This is a genomic window from Novosphingobium sp. ERN07, assembly GCF_012641335.1.
Classification (GTDB): domain Bacteria; phylum Pseudomonadota; class Alphaproteobacteria; order Sphingomonadales; family Sphingomonadaceae; genus Novosphingobium.
Genome location: NZ_JABAID010000006.1, coordinates 161,148 through 183,477 on the forward strand (window position 1 = coordinate 161,148; position 22,330 = coordinate 183,477).

Sequence of the window (22,330 nt, forward strand, 5' to 3'; positions counted from 1 at the left end):
CCACAAGTCTCGCCCTTTTTCTTACCGCGCGCACCCCAGCGCTGCCGCGTCCATCGCTGAACCCGCGCCTGCCAGTACATAGGTATCGCGGAACTTGCGCCCATCGGCACCTTGCCCGATCACTGTCACGCGCGAAGCGCTCCGCAGTTGCGCAATTATCCCGGCATTGGCGCGTTGATCGGCAGGCCAGGCATCGGCTTGCCCTGCTTGCAATGTGAAGTTCGCTTCAGGAAATGAGACGTTGACCGAAGACCCCGGCGCCAGCCGCCGCGCCAGCCGCACATGAACAGCGCCGCGTATTCCGCGCTTGGGCCAATAGCCCACAGTAAAATAGGGTTGAAACGCCTGCTCCCACCCGCGCACTTTCTCTGCCATCGCAATGGCATAGCAGCGTGGCACGGCGGAATCGCGAAATGCGCCCCAGTTGTCGAACACGCCAAGGCTATCGCGCGCAGAGGCAGTTCCCGCCATTAGCAGCGCGCCGAGAACCAGCAGCTTCCTCATTGCTCTTCCCGCTTCGCGCCATCAAGCAACCGCGCCGCGCGTTCGGCCTCGTGCTGATCGCGCGCCTTCTCACCCTTGGTCCGCCCGAACTTCGCCCGGTTCGCCTGCGCTTCTACCGCACGTGCATCGCGCTCCTTGGCCTTGCGCACCGCCCGCAGGTTAACGACATCGCCCATCAGGCGTGCTCTATACCGCGTTCGGAGCCATAGAGCACGCGCTCCTCGCCGTTCTCCACCAGCGCGATGGAGCCTTGCACCAGCGAAGGTGCAATCGGCGCGCCGTGCAGCGGATGCACAGGATAGCCCGCCATGATCCCGCGCAGCACCCGGCTTGAAATGCCGTGCATCACCACGATGTGATCCCCGCCCATATCATCCAGCCGATCGATCCACCGGTTCAGCCGCGCGGCAATCATCGGATAGTCCTCACCATCCGGGGCCGGGCGCAGCAGGTGGTCCTCGATCACAATGGGGCCAACTTCGTCCTCCACCTCGCCATAAGAGCGCCCGCACCACGATCCCATGTCGATCTCTTTAAGGTCCATCGTGCGTCGCGATGCAAACCAGTCCAGCCCCAGTTCCTCGGCAATCAGAGCCGCTGTCTGCAATGCGCGCCCGGTGTCAGAGATGTGCAGAGTGACGTCAGGCCGCTCGCCCAGTTCCCGCCGCAGCGCGCAGCCCATCGCCACCGCCTGTTCAAAGCCCTGCCGCGTCAGCGGCGTGTGGATGTTGTTCGCCTGCAGCCGACGGGTAGCGTTATAGACCGTCTCGCCGTGGCGCATGATGAAGAAGCGACCCTGTTTCATGGGGGAGCGCTTTAGCCTGTGGCGTCGGGATAGGAAATGCTCATGATCTCCCACTCCTTCTCCCCCGAAGGCAGCCGCACGATCCGCAAATCCCCCACCCGCGCCCCGCGCAAGGCCTTGGCAATCGGCGCGCTCCAGCCGATCAGGTTGTTGCTGGCATTCTGCTCGTCATCGCCAACCAGCGTCAGTACGCGGCGGTTATCGTCCTCGTCAGCAATCTCCACCGTCGCGCCAAATAGCACGCGGCTGCGATCTTCCATGCGCGCCGGATCGACCACCCGCGCCGCCTTCATCCGCCGCGCAAGGAAAGCCAGCTCCCGATCAATCTCCCGCATCCGCTTGCGCCCATAGAGATAATCGCCGTTCTCGCTACGGTCGCCATTGCCCGCCGCCCAACTGACGATCTCGACAATCGCGGGACGTTCGGTGCCCAACAGTTGATCATACCGCGCGCGCAAGGCGGCAAATCCGGCGGGGGTGATGGGATGACCGTCAGGCTTCATGGGGTGGCTTTAAGTCGAGACCAAAACCTATGCAAACGGCACAAGCATCTCGCCCTCACATCGTCATCCCGGGCTTGACCCGGGATCCCACTTTCTTCTTCCCTGTCCCATCAGAGGCAGCGGGACCCCGGGTCAAGCTGTACAGATCGGGGAGACGGGGAATGGCCGGAGGTCGCTTGCACTACGGTCGCGTCTTGCTGCGCAAGCAAGCAAGTGTATCTTTCGTGCGATGACAACGAGTCTATTTGATGGCGTACCCTACAGCGCCCGCATCACATCCTTCGCGATAACCTCGTGCGCGATCATCGCTCGTTGGCATTCATCGCCGTTTTTGCACAAAACGAGCCGTTCGAACGCAGTCAGGTCGTTGGCTGTTATGTAGCCCCACAGGCTCCGTCACTTGAAATCGGATTGAACGAAATTCGGGTTATAGAACTTGAGCAGCGAAAACTAAACTATGAACCTCAACCATCCAAAACGAGTTATGTATTAAACGTTCGCCCTGCATTGCAGCTAAAGCCTACGGCCAACGGCCAATACACCTTTGAACAGGTGCGGGGCATCGGCTACTTCTGGTCGCTGCTGCCCGAAGACGGCGTGAATAGGAATCGCATCAGGCACCCTGATGAGTATTCCGGGCGCTTTGAAATCCATGCTTCGGATGGCAAGCGGCTGGTGTATGTCAGGCAAACCACGTCAAGGCTCTGCGAGTGAAGCTGATCACCCCGGCTCCCGCTTCCCAATGAAGTAACTCATCGGATTGCTTCCCCGATAGGTCGCAAACTGCGGGTTCATCGCCTCATAGACCACCGCATTTTCCAGCACGCGCTGCACATAGTTGCGCGTTTCGGACAGCGGAATCTTTTCGATCCATTCCACCCAGTCCACGCCGCCATTGCGCGGGTCGCCATTGGCGCGCAGGAACTTGTTCACGTTGCCGGGGCCAGCGTTATAGGCCGCCACGGCCAGCGGCCACGATCCGTTGTAATAGTCCAGCATCCGCGCAAAATAGCCCGCGCCAAGCTGGATGTTATAGCCCGCATCCTCGGTCAGCGCGCCGGGGCGGTAGGACAGGCCAAGCTTGCCCGCCTGCTCGTTCGCCGTGCCCGGCATAAGCTGCATGAGCCCGCGCGCGCCCGCATGGCTGACGGCATTCTGCGCGAACTGGCTCTCCTGGCGGCTGATCGCGTGAACGCTGGTCCACTTGCTTTCATATCCCGGCGGCACCGGGATCAGCGGAAAGGCGATGTGCTGAAAATCAAGATAGCCGCGCGCTGCCGCGGCTTGCCCCACGATTACGCCCAGATCGCGCCGCCCCAGATCGCGCGCCAATTGCGCCACCATCATGTGCTGGCCTTCGGTCTGCTGCTGTTCGGCCACTTCCTTGAAGAAGCGGATCGTGGTGCGCCAATCGCCATTGCGCGCCACTTCGCGCACGGCCAGCGTCAGCGGCTGGTTGTAGAACCGGGTGCGTTCGTCAGGCGTAGCTTGCGCGTTCGAATCCGCAGCGAACTGCGGCACCGGGCGGCCCAGCCGTTCCAATGCCAGCAGGCCGTAGAACTGGTCGGCATATTGCGCGGCCATCTCGAAGTAGCGCCGCGCTTCGGCCTGCTGTCCGCCGCGCGCTGCCGCTTTCCCGGCCCAGTAAAAGCCCTTTGATCGTGTGCCCGGCGTCCGCGCTGCTGCGCCATAGCGCCAGAACAGCGGGGCCGCGCCCGCATAGTCGCCAATGTTGAAATAGGCCTGCGTGCCGCCCAGCCACATCAATGATGTGTAATCGTCGCGCATGTCATAGGCGAGTTGGCTGACATCCTCACCCGCAGCGAAGGCATCGTCGATCCCCGCCGCAATCCGCATCGCCGCGCGCGCATCGCCCGATGTTGCCGCGCCGCGCGCGTTGATCAGCAGTTCCTCGACCCACTTCGTCCGGTCCAGCGGCTGACGTGCCAGCAGGGGCCGGTTGGCCAGAAACGCCCGCGCACCCGCGCCATTGCCCGCCTTGCGCAATTGCCGCACGCGCTGGAAGACAAAGCCCGGATCGCTGTTCAGCAGTTGGGTCGAAACGCCCGATACGGCGGCATAAGGATCGCCGCCCTGCATCGCCGCCAGTCGCGCGCCATCGATGCTCTTGCGCGCGGGGCTGACCCACACCACCTGCCTTGCCGCCTGATCGGTTGCCCCTGCCCAAAGCAGTGCATCCATCCGCGCATCATGATCATCAGCGGTAAAGCTGGTGCCCCAATTGGCCAGCAGTGCGCTTTCCGCTGCATCGGTCATCGCCCCGCCGCGCCACGCCGCCCGCGCTGCCTCGCGCGCTTCGGGGCGGCCAAGCTGGGTCAGCGCCAGCGCATATTGCGCGCGGCCCATATTGGTCAGCGGCGGCTTCTGGGTGAAATAGCTTACCAGTCGCGCCGGATCGACTGCCTCCCGCTCCAGCGAGAGTTCGGCATAGCGACGCAGCTTTTCTTCATCCGGGAAGCCGGAATAGGTCACAACGAAATTCGAATAGTCGGAAAACCCAAAACGGTTCGAACTGCTCAGCAGTTTCCACCGTTCCACCGCCGCCATCATCGGGCCGCCCTGGCTCATCGCCAGATTCGCCCGCGCGCGGTCCCAGTCCGATCCATTGGCGCTTTCGCCGCCGCTCGCATGAACCACGCTCGACGCCGCCAGCGTCTGCAATAGCGCACCGGCAACACCCCAGCGCAACATCAAGGCTTTCACGTCCATGCCGGACATACTATGGAGCGGCTCCTTATCAGGCGCTGAACAGACCCCTTCAGGGTTCGACTTGTTGTAAGCCGAACTGCTTTATGGGGCAAATTGAGGGATACTGTCCATGTTTTCCGGCTCCATTCCGGCCCTTGTCACCCCTTTTCGCGATGGAGCGTTTGACGAGAAAACCTTTCGCCGTCTGGTAGACTGGCAGATCGAAAACGGCTCCTCCGCGCTGGTGCCCTGCGGCACCACCGGAGAGGCATCGACGCTTTCGAACGCCGAACACCATCGCGTGATCGAAGTCTGCGTTGAGCAGGCCGCCGGTCGTGTGCCGGTGATCGCGGGCTGTGGCAGCAATGATACGATGAACGCGCTGCTGCACATGAACTTTTCCAAGAAGTGCGGCGCGCAGGCCGCACTTTGCGTTGCGCCCTACTACAACCGCCCGAGCCAGGCGGGCATCATCGCGCACTTCAGCTACCTTGCCGAACACAACGATCTGCCCATCGTGCTCTACAACGTGCCGGGCCGCACGGTGACCGACATCCTGCCCGAAACGGTGTGCGAACTGGCGAAGCGTTACCCGGACAAGATCGTGGCGATCAAGGATGCGAGCGGCGATCTTAGCCGCGTTACCGACCACCGCATGGGCATAGGCAAGAACTTCTGCCAGCTTTCGGGCGACGATGAACTGGCGCTTCCGGCCAATGCCGCAGGCGCTGTCGGCTGCATTTCAGTAACAGCCAACGTCGCGCCTCGGCTCTGCGCCGATTTTCAGGCCGCGTGTGCCGAAAACGATTTCGAAAAGGCGCGTGAACTGAACGACAAGCTCTATCCGCTGCACTACGCGATGTTCTCCGACGCATCGCCCGCGCCGCTCAAGTATGCGCTGTCCCGCGTGTTTGAAGGCCTGACCGATGAACTGCGTCTGCCGCTCGTCCCCGCCAGCGCCGAAGCCCGCGCCAAGGTGGACGCCGCGCTGGAGCATGCCGGGCTGATCTGAGTGTTTCGCCCCGACAAAGTGTGAAGTTCCCCTTCCGCTTTGCCGGGGCAGCGCCTACATGGGCGGGATTATGGCACGCCCCGTACATCCCGAATTCGACAAGAAGAAGATCGTTGCCGAAAACCGCCGTGCGCGGTTCGAGTATTTTATCGAGGATACCTATGAGGCGGGGATCTGCCTGACGGGGACCGAGGTGAAATCGCTGCGCTTTGGCGAAGGCTCGATTGCCGAATCCTATGCCGAGGTGAAGGGCGGCGAGGTCTGGCTCGTCAATTCCAACGTGCCCGAATTCAGCCACGGCAACCGCTTCAACCACGTGCCCAAGCGACCGCGCAAGCTGCTGCTGAAAGAGCGGCAGATTGCCCGCTTTACCGGCGCGGTTGAACGCAAGGGCATGACGCTGGTGCCGCTATCGATCTACTTCAACAGCCGGGGCCGCGCGAAGGTTGAACTTGCGCTGGCCAAGGGCAAGAATGTGGCCGACAAGCGCGCGACGATCAAGGAACGCGACTGGAAGCGCGACAAGGCGCGGATCATGAAAGATCATGGATAAGCGATGCAGCGTGACCTGCTTCACCGACCGGCAAGCTTTTAAGGGCTAAGGGTCTGGCGGCCCGTGGCAGGGCAGGCGAAAAACGGATACAGCAAGGGCACGATGTTCAACAGGATCGTCAACTGGGCACGGGCCAACATGCCAACGCGCGAGCAGATGGAGCACAACCGCTTCGCCCGCCCGCTCGCAGCACGGCATGAACTTTGGCGCTTCACCCGGCGGTCGGTTCCGCGCGGTGTGGCGGCAGGCTTGTTCATTGGCATTTTCGCTCTGATCCCCGGCGTGCAGATCGTTGGCGCGGCGCTGATGTGTGTGCCGTGCCGGGGCAATATTCCGCTGGCTGTGCTGATGACCTTCATTTCGATCCCGCCGACCACCCTGTTCGTGTTCCTTCCCGGTGCCATCGCAGTAGGCAACAGCTTCGGCTTCCACGCCGATTTCGCCACAGTGAGCGATATGGTTACGACCGGGGCAAGCGTGGGTGATTGGCTGGCATGGCTCGGGTCGGACGCCGCACCCTCGCTGGTAATTGGCCTCTTCCTCATCTCGATTGTAGCGGCGGCGCTTGGCTATGCCATTTCCGCACTGGGCTGGCGCTGGTGGACCGCGCACAAGCGCAAGGCTCGGCAGCTTCGTTTTGCAGCGCGGGATTTTCCTGACTGATGGCAAGTCTGGGGGGCGAGGCTGAACGGACGGGGGCGGAAACCACGCCCCTGCGCGATTGGCTGATGCTCGGCGGGGCGGTTGTGGCAAGCGGCGCGGCTTTGTGGGCCGTATCAGGCCAACCGCTGGTGGTCGGTGGCTTCCTTGGAGGCGTGGGCGTGATCGGCGCTGCGTTGCGTCTGGCGCATCGTCCACAACGGACGGCGGCTCCCACCGATTTTGCCGTGCCCGATTGGTCGGTCACCAATGCCGCCATCGAAAGCGCGGACACGGCCATCGCCATCACCGATCGCGCCGGGCGGCTGGTCTGCGCCAACGCGCTGATGAACGAATGGTTCGGCGCAGGTCTTGCGCCGCCGCGCCTGCCGTTGGACAAGACCTCGGTCGAGGCGCTGGAAGATGCGCTTCGCGGGGCGTGGCGCGATGGGCAGGCCAGCGCCGATGCCCTGACGTCGGCTAAGGGAACCTGGCGTGCCAAGCTCAGCCGTGCCGGGCGGGGTGAGGACTTCCTGATTTGGCGTTTCCTCCCGGTGGTCACGCAGAATCTCGTGGCCGATATGGCTGCGCACGTTGCCGGAAAGCTGGGCCGAGCGCTGGCGCGCGAAGGCTTTCAGGCGGTTGTGGTCAACCCCGAAGGCACTGTGTTGGCTGCCAATAGCGCCTTCGCTCAACGCGCGACGGGCAATGCGGGCAGCGAGATGGCTGGAACCGACTTCGTGTCATACCTTGCCAGCGACGATTCCGAGCGCGTGTTTTACGCCCGCGAAGGCGGCAAGGGCGCGCCGGTGCGGCTGGTCCACTTGCCGGTGGCCGACCCTGACGGCATTGCGAATACCGATCCGGCACGCACCGCATCGCTGTTTCTGCTGATCGACAACCAGCAGAGCGTGGGCGATATTCGCGCTGGCCTGCCGCAGATCGAAGCGCTGCTGTCGCGCCTGCCGCTGGGCCTTGCGATGACCGACCGCGACGGGCGCTTCCTCTTTGCCAATGCCGCGTTCCTGCGCGCGGCGGGGCATGAAGACAATTTCCCGCCGCCCTATCCTGCCGATCTTGTGATCAAGGAAGACAAGGGCGCGCTGGTCGATGCCGTTCGCCGCTATGCCCAAGGGCAGGCGACGGCAGGCGATGTGGCCGTGCGGTTGCGTGCTGCACCGGAAGAGCCGGTGTCGCTCAGCCTTGCGGGCGTGCGCGGGCTGGGGGATGGCGCGGTGCTGCTGAGCCTCAAGGATTCATCCGAGGAAACCCGGCTGAAGCGCGAGATTGCGCAGGCTACCAAGATGCAGGCAGTGGGCCAATTGGCGGGTGGCGTGGCGCACGATTTCAACAACGTGCTGACCGCGATCATCGGCTACTGTGACCTCATGCTGATGCGCCACACGCCGGGCGATAGCGATTATGACGATATCCAGCAGATCAAGGCCAATTCGAACCGCGCGGCATCGCTGACGCGGCAACTGCTGGCATTCTCTCGCCAGCAGACGCTGCGCCCGCAAGTGCTGCAACTTCCCGATGTGGTGGCCGAGGTTTCGGCTCTGCTGAAGCGGCTGATCGGTGAGAAGATCACGCTGGAAGTGACGCACGACCGCGATCTGGGCTTCGTGCGTGCCGACCCGACCCAACTCGAACAAGTGCTGTTGAACCTTGCCGTCAACGCGCGCGATGCGATCACCGATCGACTGGCGGCGGGCGGTGGGAAAGGCCCGGCAGGGGTGGTCAAGCTGATCACCCGGCGCGTGACCGCAGCGGATGTGCGCGCGATGAAGAGCGAAATTCTGCCCATCGGTGACTACACCGCGCTGATGGTGGAGGACAATGGCCACGGCATCAAGCCGACCCAGATCGGCAAGATTTTCGAACCTTTCTTCACCACAAAGGAGAAGGGCAAGGGTACTGGGCTTGGCCTTTCCACCGTCTACGGCATCGTCAAGCAATCGGGCGGGTTCATCTTCGCTGAAAGCGACGTGGGCAAGTTCACGCGCTTCAGCATCTATCTGCCGGTCCACCATCCCGATGCGGCGGAACTGGCGCAAGCCACAAAACCTGCCGCTGCTGAGCCGAAGCGCGAGTGGTCAGGCGGGGGTAAGGTGCTGTTGGTGGAAGACGAGGAAACCGTGCGCGCAGTGGCTGAACGTGCGCTGGTGCGGCAGGGCTATGAAGTGACCACTGCGTCCGACGGCGAGGAAGGGCTGGAAGCCATTGGGCGTGGCACCTTCGATCTTGTTGTTTCGGACGTGGTGATGCCGACGATGGACGGCCCGGCGATGGCCCGCGAAATTCGTGCGTTGAAGCCCGACCTGCCGTTCCTGTTCATGTCGGGCTATGCCGAGGAGCAGCTTCGGCGCGAGATCGACATTCCGAACATGCACTTTCTGGCCAAGCCGTTTTCAGTCCAGCAGATTTGTGAGGCGGTGGAAATGGTGCTGCGGCGGCGGTAAACCTGTTCAGGAAACGAGGTGGTTTCCTGAAGGGGGTTTACACAGTTTACACAGTCCAGAGAGAATAATTCAGGGGGCCTTGTAAGGGCATTGGGGCGCACCTCGACCCGGCGGAAAGCACCGGGATTGCGAGGGTTTGCGCAGGCGATTGACAGTTCAAGGAGCGGCGCAGAGACTGCCTTGCCGCCGGGCCTGTAGGACAGCCGATTTACAACCGGAATGGTGGGACCGGCTGGGCCAAGCCGCTGCGTGCGGCCTCTGCCGCAGCTCCGACCACGGCCATCACGGCGAGCGACTGCTCTGGCGTGACGTCGAGCGGCGTGCCTTTGAGCGCGGCTGCAATTCCGGCATAGAAGCGCGGGTAATCGCCGGGAAGCACATCAAGGCAGTGGGCGGTGCCTTGTGCGTCGTAGCGGGTGAGGGGGGCAGGCTCCTTGCCCCAATCCATCGCACCGGGGCGCAGGCCTTCGATCAACTGGCCTTCCTGCGGATCAAGGCCGTGCTTGATCAGACTGCCTTCACTACCGTGCACCACGAAGCGAGGGGAGCCGCCTGCCACCAGCATTCCGGCGTGGAGCACACAGCGGAGGGTCGGGTATTCCAGCACGATATGCGCCCAGTCATCGGTCTGCGCACCTTCGCGCAACGCGCCGAGGCTGGCCATGACGCCCGTCGGCAGGCCGAACAGGCACAGCGCCTGATCGACAAGGTGCGGTCCAAGATCGGCCCAGACGCCGCTGCCGGGGCAGGGGTTCTCGCGCCAGCGATTGCGCACCGTGGGGCGGAAGCGGTCGAAGTGGCTTTCGAAATGGGCGACCTTGCCGATCATCCCGGTTGCGACGGCCTGCTGGATGGTGAGGAAATCGCCATCCCAGCGGCGGTTATGAAACACGCTGAGCAGCGTGCCGCGCTCACCTGCGTGGGCGGCGATCTGGCGTGCTTCGGCAAGGGTAAGCGCCAGGGGCTTGTCGACCACCAGCGCCTTGACCGCATCAATCGCGGCGTGGGCGAGGGGAGCGTGGCTGTCGTTCGGGGTGGCGATGACGATCAGGTCTATCGCCGGGTCGGCCAGCACGGAAGCGATGTCTGGCTCCACCCGCATTCCGGGCAGGTCTGCATGGACCTTCGTGGCGTCTCGGGAGACGACAGCGGCAAGGCGTAAGCCGGGTTCGGCCATGATCAGAGGGGCGTGGAAGGTCTTTCCGGCGTAGCCGTAGCCAATAAGCGCGACGTTGTGGGGCAAGTTGTGGTCCTTTGGTTCAGCGATATTATATCGCAGCGCCTCAAGTGCAGTACACCCACCCCCAACGCCTCCCTCAAGGGAGGGGAGCGAGACTTGCGCTTGGCTTGCCAAGCGTTAGTCGCAGCGGGGAGGGCTTCCAACGCTGTCGTATTTGCGATCCGCGTGGTCCGCTTAGAATGTCAACGTCAGCGCAAAAGCTTCACCTTCAATCAGCCCCTCGGTTTTGCGCACAGCGGCCTTGATCGGGACGATCCAGCCCTGTTCCTTCGACGGAAAGGCCGAGGTGCGCCATGCGGTTTCGCCCACCTGCACGCCCAGCTTCACCGATCCCCAGCCAGAACGTCGCCCGGTTTCCAGACGGTGCATCAGTGCGGTCGCGGAAAGCGCCTCGCCCGCTTCGCCATCAATGGTGACGAAGAACCAGTCGGTCGCTTTGGGGCCGCCGGACCAGCGCCAGAGCGTGGCCGTCAGGTCATAGGCGGTGTCGCTCATTTGCGGCGACGGATGGGCACGGGCACGTTGCAGATGTCCACGCCGCCTGCGGGCTGGATATAGAAGGCATCGCGGCGATTGGCGCGGGCATCGCTGTAGCGGGCGAAGCTTGCGCTTTCGGTGCCGAGATATTCGAACGCGGGCAGATCGGGCACATCAGGGCCGTTGCGGATGGCGCGGATCGGCGTGCGTTCGGGCGCGGTCTTGTAAAAGCCCAGATCGCCGGTGCCGCGCGGCAGGGTGGACAGATGCTCCATCCCCTCGATCACCCGGCCGACGACAGCAATGTTGCGATCAAGCTGGCGCGGCATGCCCGATGACGGCATAGAGTTCTGCGCCGGTGCCGGTGTCTGGCGGCTCGTTGCGGCCCACGCCGATGGTGCCGTAGCAGTGGATGGGCCAGTGTGTGTACGTATCCGGCTTGTCTGGTCGATCAGACGGCTCGTCAGATAGGCGATGACTTCCTATGGGCCATCCGGCGAAAAAACTCACCATATCGGAATACACGTCTTCATAAAACCAATCGTGTCGACCTACTCGTCGGCCATCTTCTATGTGGATGCCAGATGCCTCGTCAGCCGTTTCCTTTGCAGCTTTTGCTGAAGATATGGCGATCTTTTGCTGTATTCCACGTAGGATATTCTGGGTGGCTTCTAAGGTGCCATATAGCTGAATATCACTATACGCATATTGGCCCTGCGGCACTACCACCAACCCCTCCGGCAAAGCCTTGGCCTTCACCTTGTCCTCGCCATCGGGATCGCCCCACTGCACCACGTAATTGTCCTGCGCGCGGTTGATCGAGGTGCCATCCCACCAATGCGCGGCGGCGAGCTTGCGGATATTGCCGACCCACCTTTGGGAAAAGGGCGCGGGCAGAAGCTGGATCACCACGCGGCGCGCCTTGCCTTGCGCATCGGGCGCAAGGTCCATCACCAGCAGGTCTGACGGGGCAATCGTAATCCAATCTGCAGCAGGCGCGGCAGCCACGATTTCAGCCGGGGCAAGCGCCTTTTCGGGCGCACTGACAGGTTCGGACGAGGCCGCAAGAGCGGCAAGCAGGGCAAGCAGCGACATATCTTCATCATTACAGGAACCGACGCCTTGCGAAAGCGATCTTGTGCGGCTAGGGGGCCACTTCCAGAGCAAGATGCGGAGCGGTGGCCGAGTGGTCGAAGGCGCTCGCCTGGAAAGTGAGTATACGCCAAAAGCGTATCGAGGGTTCGAATCCCTCCCGCTCCGCCAAACACCTTTCAACATGTCCCGACAATTCGACTGACTTGCTGCGCCGGTCGCAGGTCATTGCACGGATTGCGGGCAAAAAACGGGCCGGTTCGATGCCGGCCCGTCGCAACAATTTTCAAGCTGGGTGCATCAGATAGCAGGGATGGCCCGTTCTCCGGTGATGTTCAGGCCATAGCCTTCCAGCGCCACGAGGTTGTGGCGCGAATTGGTCAGCAGCACCATGTCGTGGATCCCAAGATCGGCAAGAATCTGCGCACCGATGCCATAGCTGCGCAGTTCCATATCATGCCCGGCTGTGCCGCCAACTTCGCGGATGAGCTGTTCGGGATCGGTTGGCATCAACAGCACGATCACGCCCGCGCCCGCTTCGCCCATTTCTCCCATTGCGCGTTGCAGAATGCGCTTGCGCGGACCGGGCTGGCCCAGCACGTCGGACAGGACCGAGATCGAGTGCATACGCACCAGCGTCGGCTGGCCCGGAACGATGGCACCTTTTTGCAGGACGAGATGCGCGGAGCCATCAATCTTGTTGCGATAGGTCTTGAGCGTCCAGTCGCCGCCGTAATCGGTGTGGAACGGTGCCTGATTGACGCATTCGACTAGATGATCGTTGCGGCGACGGTATTCGATCAGATCGCGGATCGTGCCGATCTTCAGCCCGTGCTTGCGCGCAAATGGGATCAGATCGTTGAGGCGCGCCATCGTGCCGTCGTCGTTCATGATCTCGCAGATTACGCCGGATGGATTGAGGCCGGCTAGGCGAGGGAGATCGACGGCCGCTTCGGTGTGTCCGGCGCGCACCAGCACGCCGCCATCGCGCGCGATCAGCGGGAAGACGTGGCCGGGCGTGACGATATCGTCGCGCGTCTTGGTGGCGTCCACCGCAACCGCAACGGTGCGGGCGCGGTCTGCCGCCGAGATGCCGGTGTCCACGCCTTCGCGCGCTTCGATGGATACTGTGAAGGCCGTGCCGTGGCGCGTGCCATTGTTGCGGCTCATCAGTTCAAGGCCAAGCTGGTTGCAGCGGTCTGCGGTGAGACACAGGCAGATCAGTCCGCGTCCGTGGGTGGCCATGAAGTTGATCGATTCGGGCGTGGCCATCTGCGCCGGGATCAGCAGGTCGCCCTCGTTTTCGCGGTCTTCGTCATCCACCAGAATGACCATGCGGCCATTGCGCACTTCTGCGATGATCTCTTCTACCGAAGCGAGTTCGAACTCGTCATCCTCGCTATCGTCCATTGCCCGTTCCAGCTTGGTCAGGGTATCAACCGTGGGATTCCAGTCGGGCAGTAGCGCATCACGCAAGGTGTTGGGATGCAACCCGGCCGCGCGGGCGAGGGCGGCCCGTGAAATGACCCGATCTTCGATGAGCTTGCGCGCACGCGCTACAATGTCCTGTGCCATAGCGCGTTGTGTTGCACATTGCTGTGGCGAGCGTCAATGGGTATCACATTTGAGTGTTGATTTGTTTTAGCTGCAGCGGCAATCCGGCAGCGACAAACACCACTTCGTCCGCGGCACTGGCTAGCTTCTGGTTGAGCCGGCCCGCTTCGTCGCGAAAGCGGCGCGCTAAAGCGTTTTCAGGCACGATGCTCAAACCCACTTCATTGGCGATCAGCGCAATGGGAATGCGGCATTTGCGGATTGAGCGCAGCAGGGCGTTGCTGGCATTGGTCAGATCGTGATCGCCAAGCATCAGGTTTGATAGCCATAGGGTGAGGCAATCCACAAGGATCGCGTCGGCTGTGGCGGGCGCCTCGTCGATAGCGCAGGGCAGGGTGATCGGGGCTTCTATGGTGTGCCAGCGCGGGCCTCTGTCTTGCTGGTGCCTGGCGATACGGTTGGCCATTTCCGCATCGCCTGCTTCTGCGGTGGCAATATAGGCAAGGCGGCCTTCGTGCGCTTCGATACGGCTTTGCGCATAGCGGCTTTTGCCCGACCGCGCACCGCCAAGCACCAGCAGGCTGGTCATCGCAATGTTCCTTGCGTCAGCGCCAAAAGACCATCGATATCAAGATGCTGTTCAAGCGCACTGGCCAGATCGTTCAGTGCGGCATCGACCAGCGCGCCATGATCTTGCCCTGAACTTTGCACACCGATGCGGGTCAGTAGGGCCTTGCGCAGGTCGGGGCGCTCAAACAGCCCGTGGCAATATGTGCCCATGACGCGCCCATCGGCGCTGATCGCGCCATCCCGGCGTTGGCCTTCCAGCATGGCGAAGGGACGGGCCGTATCTGGCCCGCTGGTTTCGCCCATATGCATTTCGAAACCAGCGAACGCCGCACCCAACGCTTGTCCGGAAACGCGCAGCAGGGCCTTGCGCGGCGTCAGTTCGGTCGTCACGTTTAGCAGGCCAAGGCCGTTGATCTTGCCTGCAGGGCCTTCGATGCCAAGCGGATCGGCAATTGTCCGGCCCAGCATCTGATAGCCGCCGCAAAGCCCCAGAATCATCCCGCCGCGCCGGTGATGCGCAAGGATGTCGATGTCCCAACCCTGCTGGCGCACGAAGGCCAGGTCAGCGATAGTGGCTTTCGTGCCGGGCAGAATGATCAGGTCGGCCTCTGCCGGGATCACTGACCCTGGCGGGATCATCGCCAGTTCGACATCCGGTTCCTGCCGCAGCGGATCAAGATCGTCGAAGTTGGCGATGCGCGGCAGCATCGGGCAGGCGATCAGCTTACGGGAAGTGGCACGTTGGGGCCTGCGTTCAAGTATAACCGCATCCTCGCTGGGCAATGTGGCGATGCACGGCAGCCACGGCACAAGGCCGAACCCGCGCCAGCCCGAAAGCTGCTCAATCGCGCCATAGCCATCCTCGAACAGCGCCGGATCGCCGCGAAACTTGTTGACGATGAAGCCGTGCACCATCGCCGCATCGGTAGAGTCGATAACCGTTCGCGTTCCCACCAGCGATGCGATCACCCCGCCGCGGTCGATATCGCCAACCAGCACCACCGGCACATCGGCAGCGCGGGCAAAGCCCATGTTGGCAATATCGCCCGCGCGCAGGTTTATCTCTGCCGGAGAGCCTGCACCTTCGACCATCACGATATCGCACCGGCTTTGCAGACGTTGCCAGCTTTCCAGCACTTCGGGCAGCAGCGTGCGTCTGCCTTCGCGAAAGTTCGCTGCGCCCAGCGTGCCGCGCACCTGCCCATGCACGATCAGTTGCGATGTATGGTCGGCCTGGGGTTTGAGCAGCACCGGGTTCATGTCGGTATGCGGTTCGACACGCGCGGCAAGGGCCTGAAGCGCTTGTGCGCGGCCAATCTCGCCGCCATCGATGGTCACGGCGGCATTGTTTGACATGTTCTGGGGCTTGAATGGCAAAACGCGCAGGCCCCGGTTGGACAGTGCGCGGCACAGGCCAGCGACCAGCACAGACTTGCCCACATCCGATCCGGTTCCCTGTAACATCAGGCCAGCCATGCAATCCCTCCTGCAATTACCCAGCACAGCGCGCAGGCGCGGTGATAGACGCGCCTTGCCCGTATCAGCGCTTCCAGGCTCGCCTCACCGCCTTCGCCAATCCACGGTTTGTCCATGATCTCTCCGTCGTAGCTGGTTGGGCCTGCGAGACGGACATTCAGCACACCGGCCATTGCCGCTTCGGGCCAGCCTGCGTTGGGCGAAGCATGTGCGTTGCGATAGCGCCAGCAGATTGTCCACCCGCCCGCTCCGCCCAGGCAGATCAACATCGCGGAAATCCTTGCAGGCGCGAAATTCAGCACGTCGTCCAGCCGTGCAGCGGCCCAGCCGAAATCGCGATAGGGTTCTTCCTTATGGCCGATCAGGCTATCAGCGGTGTTCACGGCTTTGACTATCCAGATGCCCGGAAGGCCTGCCATCAGCAGCCAGAACAGCGGGGCAACCACGCCATCGCAGAAGCTTTCCGCAAGGCTTTCGATGGCCGCGCGTGAAACAGCAGCTTGATTCATCGCTGCGGTATCGCGCCCTACGATCATCCCGACAGCAGTTCTTGCCGTCTCGATATCATCGGCCCGAAGCGCTCTGATCACCGGCACGACATGCTGGTCCAGACTGCGCTGCGCCAATGCGGGCCATGCCAGCAGCGCAATGATCAGCCATTCGGCGCTGCCCAGCGTTTGGGCAGCAAGCGTCAGCAGCAGCCCGCTACACCCTGAGACCGTCACAAGCGCCAGAACTATCACCACACCCCAGGCCTTGCGTGCGAGGCGGCTGCGATCAGTTCTGTTCCAGTGTCGGTCGCAAAGGGCGATCAGCCGCGCGAACGCGCCAACCGGATGTCCCACCACCGCGTAAAGCCGCACAGGCCAGCCAAGCGCAGCATCGATTGCCATCGCGGCCAGCGCCACCGGATCAGCCATCGGCCAACACCGCGTCCAGCCGCGCCAGCCCCGCATCGTCTGGTGGCAGGCCGATGCGCAGAAGGTCGGCATACTCCACGAAGGGTCGGGTCAGGATCTGGCGCTGGGCCAACCGTCCGAAAAGGCGGGCCGCATCCAGCGTGGTGACCAGCCGGAACAGCGGGCAATCGCCCGTTACGGGAAGGCCGTGGCGCAGCAGCACTGCGTCGAGTGCTGCCGCGTGGCGTACAAGGCTCTTCCGCGTCTGCGCGATCCAGCCGGGGTCGTCATAGGCCGCTGTGCCGAAAGCCAGCGCAGCAGTATGAACGGGCCAATCGCCAAGGCCTGCGCGCAAGCCGCAAAGCACTTCTGGCGGCGCGATGGTGAAGCCCAGTCGCAAGCCCGCAAGGCCAAAGAACTTGCCGAACGACCGCAGCACTATCAATCGTCGCCCTACCGCAACTGAGTTGGCAATGCTCCAGCCGGGATCGCAATCGGCAAAGGCCTCATCCACGATCAGCCAGCCGCCGTGCCGTTCCTGATAGTCGAGCAGCGCGAGCAGTTCCGCGTGCGATGACACACTGCCATCGGGGTTGTTTGGATTGCCGATCACCAGAACAGTGGCGCGCCGGGGAAGGGCGGACAGATCGGGAATCGCCTGAGCATGGTGGAAAGCCCTGCGATAGGTGCCATAGGACAGCGGTTGGTGCAGGCCGGGTAGGTTTAGCGCTCGCGCGATCTGGCGAAAGCCCGTCTCGCTGCCCGGCACCGCAGTGCACAGTGCAGGATCGCACCCGAAGTATCCCGCTGCCGCTCGTTCCAGTTGTGATATTGCCAGAGGGTCGGGTAGCGCGCGCCAGTCAACTTCCAGCGCGGTTGGTGGCTGCCAGCCGCGCGGATTGATCCCAGTCGAAAGATCCATCCAGTCGGCTGCCTGGCCACCATAGCGTTCGCAGGCCTCGGCCAGACGGCCACCATGATAGCTGAAGCCGTTGTTCATCATACTAGGACCAGCACGATCAAACCCGCCGTTTCGACCAGTTCGATGCCCGCGCCGTGCCCATCGCCTGATATCCCGCCGATCCGCTTGCGCAGCCACAGTGCCCACAATGGCAGCGCCACCACCGCGATGATCAGCATCGGGCTGAACAGTAAAGCCACGCCACTCCACGCCATCAGCCAGCACGCCAGCACCGGCCAGTTCGCGCCCTTGCGGAACATCGTGCCAAAGCCGTCATGCAGCGGCGGCAAAAGCAGCGTCCATGCCAGAGGGCCGACCCGCGCCAGAACTGGCGCCAGCACCAGCCATGCCGCATTCGCGCCCGCCAGCAAACATTGCAGCAAAACGAACTTCGCCAGCAGTTGCAGTGTGATGGCGACCATGCCGAAGCTGCCGATATGGGGATCGGCCAGCACTGCCGAAACACGCGAACGATCCGCATGAGCCGCGCCTGCAGCATCGGCCATGTCGCCCAACCCATCAAGGTGTAGCGCGCCGGTAAGGCCAACCCATGCCGCCAGTCCCAGCAATGCGCCCAGCGCCGGATCGCGCATCGCCCCGACCAGCGCGGCTGCCCACACCCCGACCCCAACCACGCATCCAACCACCGGAAACCACCGGATAGCCTTGCCGTAATCCTCCGCGCTCACCGCAATCACGGGCAGCGGCAGGCGCGTCATGAACTGCAATGCGAGAAGCAACGGCTTCATCCCAGCAGTCCTGCGCGCAAGCCAACGATCTGGCCGGTAGCAGCCGCGCCGGGCCAGACCTTCAGCGACAGCAATGCCCCATATGGCAGGTCGAACGCCCAGACAGCACGGTGATCGAGGCCGGTCAGCACGGCCACTGCCGCCCGCATCGCGCCAGCGTGCGTCACCACAAGCGTGCCATCGTCCAGAGCGCCCAGCGCCGCGCCAACGCGCCGGCACAGGGCCGACCAGCGCTCCCCATCGGGCGGCGGGGAAGCATCGGGATCGTCCCAGAACCGCGCCAGATCATCGCTCGGAACAGTATCTGCCGAAAGCCCGTCCCACGCTCCGAAATCAAGCTCGCGCCATCTTGGGTCGATGGCAAGGGGCACCCCGCGCATTGCTGCGAGAACTTCCGCACCGGCCAAGGCGCGCAGCAGATCGGAACTCACCACTCGCCTGATCGCTAGCCCCTCTGGCACCGCATCGCGCAAACCGCCGGTTGGATCGCACGGCGGCTCGTCCGTTTGACCCAGCATCAGTCCGGTGCGGCGGGGCGGTCCATGCCGCAGCAAATGAACGGTCCTTGCGCTCACAGGCTGCCCGCCACGGCCGCTTCGGCAAAAGTCGCCATGCCATTGTGCGTGGCCAGTGCCGCGCGGACGAGCGGCACTGCCATCGCTGCGCCCGATCCTTCACCCAGCCGCATCTCTAAGCGCAGCAATGGCTCCAGTCCGAACTGGTTCAGCAGGTACGCGTGGGCCTGTTCGGCAGAGCAGTGCCCAGCAAGGCAATGCTCGGAAAATCCCGGTTCTGCCGCAACCAGTGGTGCAATTGCTGCGCAGCAAATGAAGCCGTCCAGCAGGACTGGAATCCGCAGCATCCGCGCTGCCATGATCGCCCCCGCCATCGCCGCAATCTCGCGCCCGCCAAGGCGGCGCAAGGTTTCGAACGGGGTGGTGCAATGCGGTCCATGCACCGCGATAGCGCTTTCCACCGCCGCGATTTTTCGCGCAACACCGTCTAGATCCACCCCGCTGCCGCGCCCGCACCAGCCTTCAGCGCTGCCGCCAAAGGCCTGTAGGCACAGCGCGGCGGCAGGGGTGGTGTTGCCAATTCCCATTTCGCCCACCAGCAACAGATCGGTATCGGGTGTGACGACGGCGGCCCCGGCATTCAGTGCGGCAAGGCATTCGTCGGCGGTCATCGCCGGTTTGTGCGCGATATCGCCGGTCGGCCTGTTCAAGTCGAGCGCAACCACTGTCAGATCTGCTCCGCAGGCCGCGGCAAGCTGGTTTATAGCCGCACCGCCTGCGCGAAAATTGCCGACCATCTGTGCGGTCACTTCGGTCGGAAAGGCGCTTACGCCCCGCGCCGCAACGCCGTGGTTTCCGGCAAAAACCGCCACGCACACCTTGTGCAAAGCGGGAAGGGCGGTGCCCTGCCAGCCCGCCATGAACAGTGCGATGTCTTCCAGCCGCCCCAGCGATCCGGCTGGCTTGGTCAGCACTTCCTGCCGCTCTGACGCAGCGGCAATCGCCGTTTTATCCGACTGAGGCAAAGCGTCCAGAGCCTGCGCGAATGTGCGTTCATCGTCGAACCGAATCATGGAACGACGAACCCTTCGGGCGGGGTGCGGGTGATGAAGTGGCCTTTCACCCCTTGCGGCCATTCGCCATAAGGCACCACGCCTTCGGCGCTTTGCGCATGGCGCGTGGCATATTCAAGGATTGCCCGCGCCTGATCCTCGGCGGGGGCAAACCCGCCGAGGACATAGCCGATCTTGCCGCGCGCGCGTATATGCACTGCGCAGTGGCGCTGACACGCAAAGAGGCAGGCCATGTCCTGCACCTCCACGCCCGCCAGCGCTGGTTCTGCTTGCTGCACCGCGCGTAGGGCATCGGCCAGCAGCGCGCCGCCGCGCCGCCCCTGATCGTCTTCGCGCTGTTCGGCGGACAGGCGGCAGGTGGAACAGACCACCACCGCCGGTCCCGGTTCCACCTGCCGCAGCATTAGAACCGGCTCCGCAGGCCGATATAGACCGTGCGGCCCAGCGCTCCGTATCCGCCTGCCGTTTCGTAACGCTTGTCGGCAATGTTCTCCACGCGGCCGTTGAACGTCAGCCCATCGGCCACGCGCCATTGCGCGCGAAGGTCCACCAGCCAGTAATCGGGCAGAACTGTGGCACCACCTGCGCGGTCAAATGTCCGTCCGGCATAGCGGGCTGCCGCGCTGGCGCGCAGGCCTTGCGGTAGATCGACCCCGCCTTCGATATTGGCAAGGTGGCGCGGTACACGGGCAAGCTGCCGTCCCAGATCGGCGCTACCGGGCGAACGATCCTCTGCTGCGATCCAGCTATAGTTACCCGATGCGAAAAGCACGCCCACTTGCGCTTGCGCTGCCAGTTCCAGCCCCTTTGCATGGGCCTTGCGCACGTTGGCGTAATAGCCGAAGCGGCTCGTCGTCGTGCCGGGGATGAAGCAGGCCGCAGGTAGGGTGCCGCTGGTGGGGCAATAAGCGAAGTCGATCAGATTGTCGGTATCGCGTTCGAACCATGTGGCAGAAGCGTGCAGCCCGTCGCCCAGCGTTTGCTCTGCCCCCACGGACCAGCCCTTGGCATTTTCAGGCTGCAATGCCGCAGATCCATAGATGCTGAAAAGCTGGTATAGCGACGGGGCCTTGAACCCTTCGTCATAGCTGGCGCGCAACACCGTGCGGCCCGCATTCGGCGTATAGACCGCGCCCGCGCTGAACACCGTGCTGCCGCCAAAGCGCGATTGGTCGTCATGGCGCACGCCGCCATCGATGGTCAGGCCCGCCAGCGGGGTTACGCGCAACTGGGCATAGATGCTGTTGGTGTCGGCTGACTGCGGCACCAGCGTATAAGCATTGGTGTTGTTGCCGGGCGATGCAGTGGTCATGCGCTGTTCTTCGCGCTCTGCGCCGAGCACCAGTTGCACCGCGTCGGCAATGTCGAACGATCCCTGATATTCGAAGCGGCGCACGCGGCCATGCGCATCGAAGTTCAGCGGGCGGATGGACCGTGCCGGATCGTAATTCTCGCGGTCGGTTTCGGTTTGCAACACGGCAAGGCGATTGCTGAACCGGCCATCAAGCAGGGCGAGGTTGACACCCACATAGCCGGTCCATTCGGTGGTCAGGCCATAGGCCTGCGAATCCCCGGACGTGCCGTCAAAATCGTTGCGGGCATCGGCCCAGTAGCCGCGCAGATCGACTGACAGGTCGGGGGTCAGTTTCAGCGTGGCGGTGCCGCTGGCGGCGGTGCGCTGATAGCCGTCAGGCTCGGTGCCGTTGCTGCGTGCCGAAATGCCCTGCGTGGTGAAGGTCGAACCGGCAACGCGCCAGTCCAGCAGCGATCCCGTGCCGCCGATACCGGCCTGTGCGTTGACCGTTTCGTGGGTGCCGGCCTCTACCGCCATGCTGCCTTCCAGCGGCTTTTCGGCGCGCCGCGTCAGCACGTTGACCACGCCACCGATGGCATCGCTGCCCCACAGGATCGATTGCGGCCCGCGAAGGATTTCCACCCTTTCGATATCGTCGATCAGCAGGTTGGAGAACGAATAGCCGCCCCCCGTGGCCGAAGGGTCGGAAATGCGCACGCCATCGATCACCATGACCGTCTGCGATGAATCCGCACCGCGAATGCGCATGGAGGTTGCCGTGCCGAAGCCGCCATTGCGGGTCAGGCTGATGCCGGGGGTGCGCAGCAGCAGATCGGTCAGCGCAATCGGCTGCAATTGGCGAATGGCCACTTCATCCAGCACGGTAACAGTGGCCGAAACGCGGGATTGCTCCACCGGGCCGCGCAGGGCGGTAACCACGATAGAGGTATCTGGCGCTTCGCCGGGCACTGGCTCTTCGGCAAGCGCAGGCGATGCAATCAGGGCGAGAATGGACGCTAAGGTGGTTGCGGATACGACAGGGTATTGGGCAAAGCGCATGATGCGGCTCCCCTCTTATACGAACGGCATGGACCTGCCGCTCCGTCCGGCGAAGGAAGCGCGTGCCATTGTCTGCGCCCGCAACAGGCGCAGTTCAAAGCATCGCTTCCCGCACGGGGCTTCCCGGCAGGCAGTGGCTGTCGTTGCGCGAGGGATTGTCCCACCCTTTGGAGGGAGGGAACCT

24 protein-coding genes and 1 tRNA gene are annotated in these 22,330 nt (G+C 63.2%); 6 read left to right on the top strand and 19 right to left on the bottom strand.

Annotated elements, in window-relative coordinates:
• Positions 1-21: 21 nt before the first annotated feature.
• From HGI47_RS10745 to greB, 4 genes are read right to left on the bottom strand one after another with little or no spacing between them, the layout of a single operon-like run.
• The gene (locus HGI47_RS10745; RefSeq protein WP_168852764.1) at positions 22-504 is read right to left on the bottom strand and encodes a hypothetical protein; all 483 of its coding nucleotides are present in this window, start codon (positions 502-504) and stop codon (positions 22-24) included.
• A complete protein-coding gene (locus tag HGI47_RS10750; RefSeq protein ID WP_168852765.1) occupies positions 501-680 on the bottom strand; it encodes a DUF4169 family protein in 180 nt (59 codons plus the stop codon). The genes HGI47_RS10745 and HGI47_RS10750 overlap by 4 nt, the downstream gene beginning before the upstream one ends.
• Entirely contained in the window at positions 680-1,309 is a 630-nt protein-coding gene (locus HGI47_RS10755; RefSeq protein ID WP_168852766.1) for a phosphoglycerate mutase family protein, read from the bottom strand. The genes HGI47_RS10750 and HGI47_RS10755 overlap by 1 nt, the downstream gene beginning before the upstream one ends.
• Before the next feature lie 11 nt (positions 1,310-1,320).
• Complete coding sequence (greB, locus tag HGI47_RS10760; RefSeq protein WP_168852767.1) at positions 1,321-1,812, bottom strand: transcription elongation factor GreB; 492 nt, start codon at positions 1,810-1,812, stop codon at positions 1,321-1,323.
• Positions 1,813-2,124: 312 nt separating this feature from the next.
• On the opposite strand from greB, the gene HGI47_RS10765 reads away from it, so the two are divergent.
• The gene (locus HGI47_RS10765; RefSeq protein WP_168852768.1) at positions 2,125-2,526 is read left to right on the top strand and encodes a hypothetical protein; all 402 of its coding nucleotides are present in this window, start codon (positions 2,125-2,127) and stop codon (positions 2,524-2,526) included.
• 6 nt (positions 2,527-2,532) lie between these two features.
• On the opposite strand, the gene HGI47_RS10770 is transcribed toward HGI47_RS10765, so the two are convergent.
• The gene (locus HGI47_RS10770) at positions 2,533-4,551 is read right to left on the bottom strand and encodes a lytic transglycosylase domain-containing protein (protein ID WP_168852769.1); all 2,019 of its coding nucleotides are present in this window, start codon (positions 4,549-4,551) and stop codon (positions 2,533-2,535) included.
• A gap of 100 nt (positions 4,552-4,651) precedes the next feature.
• On the opposite strand from HGI47_RS10770, the gene dapA reads away from it, so the two are divergent.
• The 4 genes from dapA to HGI47_RS10790 all read left to right on the top strand — a co-directional run bounded on the left by dapA (position 4,652) and on the right by HGI47_RS10790 (position 9,187).
• Complete coding sequence (gene dapA / locus HGI47_RS10775; RefSeq protein ID WP_168852770.1) at positions 4,652-5,533, top strand: 4-hydroxy-tetrahydrodipicolinate synthase; 882 nt, start codon at positions 4,652-4,654, stop codon at positions 5,531-5,533.
• 70 nt (positions 5,534-5,603) lie between these two features.
• Complete coding sequence (gene smpB, locus HGI47_RS10780; protein ID WP_168852771.1) at positions 5,604-6,086, top strand: SsrA-binding protein SmpB; 483 nt, start codon at positions 5,604-5,606, stop codon at positions 6,084-6,086.
• Between the two features lie 102 nt (positions 6,087-6,188).
• The gene (locus HGI47_RS10785) at positions 6,189-6,749 is read left to right on the top strand and encodes a DUF2062 domain-containing protein (protein ID WP_168852772.1); all 561 of its coding nucleotides are present in this window, start codon (positions 6,189-6,191) and stop codon (positions 6,747-6,749) included.
• Entirely contained in the window at positions 6,749-9,187 is a 2,439-nt protein-coding gene (locus HGI47_RS10790) for a response regulator (protein WP_168852773.1), read from the top strand. Before HGI47_RS10785 ends, HGI47_RS10790 begins: the two co-directional genes overlap by 1 nt.
• 208 nt (positions 9,188-9,395) lie before the next feature.
• Here the strand turns inward: HGI47_RS10790 and HGI47_RS10795 are convergent, their stop codons facing one another.
• From HGI47_RS10795 to HGI47_RS10805, 4 genes are all read right to left on the bottom strand, one after another.
• A complete protein-coding gene (locus tag HGI47_RS10795; protein ID WP_168852774.1) occupies positions 9,396-10,430 on the bottom strand; it encodes an oxidoreductase in 1,035 nt (344 codons plus the stop codon).
• 171 nt (positions 10,431-10,601) lie between these two features.
• Entirely contained in the window at positions 10,602-10,922 is a 321-nt protein-coding gene (locus HGI47_RS10800; RefSeq protein WP_168852775.1) for a DUF1905 domain-containing protein, read from the bottom strand.
• Positions 10,919-11,233, bottom strand: a complete 315-nt coding sequence (locus HGI47_RS22665) for a hypothetical protein (protein WP_240950127.1) — start codon at positions 11,231-11,233, stop codon at positions 10,919-10,921. Before HGI47_RS22665 ends, HGI47_RS10800 begins: the two co-directional genes overlap by 4 nt.
• Positions 11,217-11,999 (bottom strand): peptidylprolyl isomerase, encoded by a 783-nt coding sequence (locus HGI47_RS10805; protein WP_240950128.1) that lies wholly within the window; start codon positions 11,997-11,999, stop codon positions 11,217-11,219. Before HGI47_RS10805 ends, HGI47_RS22665 begins: the two co-directional genes overlap by 17 nt.
• A gap of 77 nt (positions 12,000-12,076) precedes the next feature.
• Between HGI47_RS10805 and HGI47_RS10810 the strand changes: the two genes are divergently transcribed.
• Positions 12,077-12,167: transfer RNA gene (locus tag HGI47_RS10810), tRNA-Ser, on the top strand.
• A gap of 129 nt (positions 12,168-12,296) precedes the next feature.
• Here the strand turns inward: HGI47_RS10810 and ribB are convergent.
• The 10 genes from ribB to HGI47_RS10860 are packed head-to-tail and all read right to left on the bottom strand — an operon-like array spanning position 12,297 to position 22,146.
• A complete protein-coding gene (gene ribB, locus HGI47_RS10815) occupies positions 12,297-13,571 on the bottom strand; it encodes a 3,4-dihydroxy-2-butanone-4-phosphate synthase (protein WP_168852776.1) in 1,275 nt (424 codons plus the stop codon).
• Positions 13,572-13,614: 43 nt separating this feature from the next.
• Positions 13,615-14,139 (bottom strand): bifunctional adenosylcobinamide kinase/adenosylcobinamide-phosphate guanylyltransferase, encoded by a 525-nt coding sequence (gene cobU, locus HGI47_RS10820; RefSeq protein ID WP_168852777.1) that lies wholly within the window; start codon positions 14,137-14,139, stop codon positions 13,615-13,617.
• Complete coding sequence (locus tag HGI47_RS10825; protein ID WP_168852778.1) at positions 14,136-15,596, bottom strand: cobyric acid synthase; 1,461 nt, start codon at positions 15,594-15,596, stop codon at positions 14,136-14,138. The genes cobU and HGI47_RS10825 overlap by 4 nt, the downstream gene beginning before the upstream one ends.
• Positions 15,584-16,516, bottom strand: coding sequence for an adenosylcobinamide-phosphate synthase CbiB (cbiB, locus tag HGI47_RS10830; protein WP_168852779.1), 933 nt, complete (start codon positions 16,514-16,516; stop codon positions 15,584-15,586). The genes HGI47_RS10825 and cbiB overlap by 13 nt, the downstream gene beginning before the upstream one ends.
• Positions 16,509-17,498 carry a threonine-phosphate decarboxylase gene (locus HGI47_RS10835; protein ID WP_370521689.1) on the bottom strand — a complete coding sequence of 330 codons (990 nt, stop codon included), beginning with the start codon at positions 17,496-17,498 and terminating at the stop codon, positions 16,509-16,511. Before HGI47_RS10835 ends, cbiB begins: the two co-directional genes overlap by 8 nt.
• On the bottom strand, positions 17,495-18,205 hold the full coding sequence (gene cobS / locus HGI47_RS10840) for an adenosylcobinamide-GDP ribazoletransferase (RefSeq protein WP_168852781.1): 711 nt from the start codon (positions 18,203-18,205) through the stop codon (positions 17,495-17,497). Before cobS ends, HGI47_RS10835 begins: the two co-directional genes overlap by 4 nt.
• Positions 18,202-18,780, bottom strand: coding sequence for a histidine phosphatase family protein (locus HGI47_RS10845; protein ID WP_168852782.1), 579 nt, complete (start codon positions 18,778-18,780; stop codon positions 18,202-18,204). Before HGI47_RS10845 ends, cobS begins: the two co-directional genes overlap by 4 nt.
• A complete protein-coding gene (gene cobT, locus HGI47_RS10850) occupies positions 18,777-19,793 on the bottom strand; it encodes a nicotinate-nucleotide--dimethylbenzimidazole phosphoribosyltransferase (protein WP_168852783.1) in 1,017 nt (338 codons plus the stop codon). Before cobT ends, HGI47_RS10845 begins: the two co-directional genes overlap by 4 nt.
• Positions 19,790-20,197 carry a DUF1636 domain-containing protein gene (locus HGI47_RS10855; protein WP_168852784.1) on the bottom strand — a complete coding sequence of 136 codons (408 nt, stop codon included), beginning with the start codon at positions 20,195-20,197 and terminating at the stop codon, positions 19,790-19,792. The genes cobT and HGI47_RS10855 overlap by 4 nt, the downstream gene beginning before the upstream one ends.
• Positions 20,197-22,146, bottom strand: a complete 1,950-nt coding sequence (locus HGI47_RS10860) for a TonB-dependent siderophore receptor (protein WP_168852785.1) — start codon at positions 22,144-22,146, stop codon at positions 20,197-20,199. Before HGI47_RS10860 ends, HGI47_RS10855 begins: the two co-directional genes overlap by 1 nt.
• Between the last annotated feature and the right edge of the window lie 184 nt (positions 22,147-22,330).

What these genes read in the sequence shown, in the direction of transcription:
- dapA (WP_168852770.1), top strand. Translation starts at nt 4,652, where the DNA reads ATGTTTTCCGGCTCCATTCCGGCCCTTGTCACCCCTTTTCGCGATGGA.
- HGI47_RS10745 (WP_168852764.1), bottom strand. Translation starts at nt 504, where the DNA reads ATGAGGAAGCTGCTGGTTCTCGGCGCGCTGCTAATGGCGGGAACTGCC.
- HGI47_RS10800 (WP_168852775.1), bottom strand. Translation starts at nt 10,922, where the DNA reads ATGAGCGACACCGCCTATGACCTGACGGCCACGCTCTGGCGCTGGTCC.
- HGI47_RS10785 (WP_168852772.1), top strand. Translation starts at nt 6,189, where the DNA reads ATGTTCAACAGGATCGTCAACTGGGCACGGGCCAACATGCCAACGCGC.
- cbiB (WP_168852779.1), bottom strand. Translation starts at nt 16,516, where the DNA reads ATGGCTGATCCGGTGGCGCTGGCCGCGATGGCAATCGATGCTGCGCTT.
- cobT (WP_168852783.1), bottom strand. Translation starts at nt 19,793, where the DNA reads ATGATTCGGTTCGACGATGAACGCACATTCGCGCAGGCTCTGGACGCT.
- cobS (WP_168852781.1), bottom strand. Translation starts at nt 18,205, where the DNA reads ATGAAGCCGTTGCTTCTCGCATTGCAGTTCATGACGCGCCTGCCGCTG.
- HGI47_RS10790 (WP_168852773.1), top strand. Translation starts at nt 6,749, where the DNA reads ATGGCAAGTCTGGGGGGCGAGGCTGAACGGACGGGGGCGGAAACCACG.
- HGI47_RS10835 (WP_370521689.1), bottom strand. Translation starts at nt 17,498, where the DNA reads ATGATGAACAACGGCTTCAGCTATCATGGTGGCCGTCTGGCCGAGGCC.
- ribB (WP_168852776.1), bottom strand. Translation starts at nt 13,571, where the DNA reads ATGGCACAGGACATTGTAGCGCGTGCGCGCAAGCTCATCGAAGATCGG.
- greB (WP_168852767.1), bottom strand. Translation starts at nt 1,812, where the DNA reads ATGAAGCCTGACGGTCATCCCATCACCCCCGCCGGATTTGCCGCCTTG.
- HGI47_RS10770 (WP_168852769.1), bottom strand. Translation starts at nt 4,551, where the DNA reads ATGTCCGGCATGGACGTGAAAGCCTTGATGTTGCGCTGGGGTGTTGCC.
- cobU (WP_168852777.1), bottom strand. Translation starts at nt 14,139, where the DNA reads ATGACCAGCCTGCTGGTGCTTGGCGGTGCGCGGTCGGGCAAAAGCCGC.
- HGI47_RS10750 (WP_168852765.1), bottom strand. Translation starts at nt 680, where the DNA reads ATGGGCGATGTCGTTAACCTGCGGGCGGTGCGCAAGGCCAAGGAGCGC.
- HGI47_RS10855 (WP_168852784.1), bottom strand. Translation starts at nt 20,197, where the DNA reads ATGCTGCGGCAGGTGGAACCGGGACCGGCGGTGGTGGTCTGTTCCACC.
- HGI47_RS10755 (WP_168852766.1), bottom strand. Translation starts at nt 1,309, where the DNA reads ATGAAACAGGGTCGCTTCTTCATCATGCGCCACGGCGAGACGGTCTAT.
- HGI47_RS10860 (WP_168852785.1), bottom strand. Translation starts at nt 22,146, where the DNA reads ATGCGCTTTGCCCAATACCCTGTCGTATCCGCAACCACCTTAGCGTCC.
- HGI47_RS22665 (WP_240950127.1), bottom strand. Translation starts at nt 11,233, where the DNA reads ATGCCGCGCCAGCTTGATCGCAACATTGCTGTCGTCGGCCGGGTGATC.
- HGI47_RS10805 (WP_240950128.1), bottom strand. Translation starts at nt 11,999, where the DNA reads ATGTCGCTGCTTGCCCTGCTTGCCGCTCTTGCGGCCTCGTCCGAACCT.
- HGI47_RS10825 (WP_168852778.1), bottom strand. Translation starts at nt 15,596, where the DNA reads ATGGCTGGCCTGATGTTACAGGGAACCGGATCGGATGTGGGCAAGTCT.
- smpB (WP_168852771.1), top strand. Translation starts at nt 5,604, where the DNA reads ATGGCACGCCCCGTACATCCCGAATTCGACAAGAAGAAGATCGTTGCC.